This is a genomic window from Arhodomonas sp. KWT, from assembly GCF_010993615.1.
Window position 1 is genome coordinate 1 of the sequence record NZ_WNXE01001120.1, and the last position, 525, is coordinate 525.

Annotated in this window: 1 protein-coding gene; it reads right to left on the minus strand. The window is 75.4% G+C overall.

From position 1 onward, the window contains the following. A partial coding sequence (locus G7A99_RS24470) for a type II secretion system protein N (protein WP_305792379.1) occupies positions 1-377 on the minus strand: 377 nt, incomplete at its 3' end. Positions 378-525: the final 148 nt, after the last annotated feature.

Genomic DNA, 525 nt, shown 5'->3' on the forward strand with positions numbered 1-525 from the left:
AGGTGCTCGTCACCGCCGCCGGCGGCAATGATCGCCAGGCCGCTGTCCTCGCTGGGGCCGGCGACCACGCCGTGGAGGGTGAGGTCGAGCCGGGTCGGTGGCGCGTCGCGGGACGGCGTGGCGGCGGCGTCGCGTGCGCGCCCGAACAGGTGGGCGTCGACGACGGCGTCGGTGTCCGTGATGCCCCTGGCCGTTGCGCCGGGTGCCGACCGTGCCGCCGGTTCCGGCGGCGGGGCGGTGGTATCGCCGGGCCAGAGCTGCCAGCCGAGCAGTACCGCCTCGGCGCCGAGCAGGATCACGGCCACCGCCGCGACGGCGGCCGCGAGCGCGGTCTCGGCCCGGGAGCCGGGCCCGGCGAGGATGGGGGGGAATGACATCACGCGCTCGGTGGCTCCACGCTCGGGGACGGGCTGCTCTCGCGGTTGCCGGCGGCGGGCTGGAACGCCTTCGCTGCGGCGTTGACACCCGCTTTGGGGGAGGCTAAGGTTACGACCGATATCGGCACCGTGTGCCTCCCTCACTGCT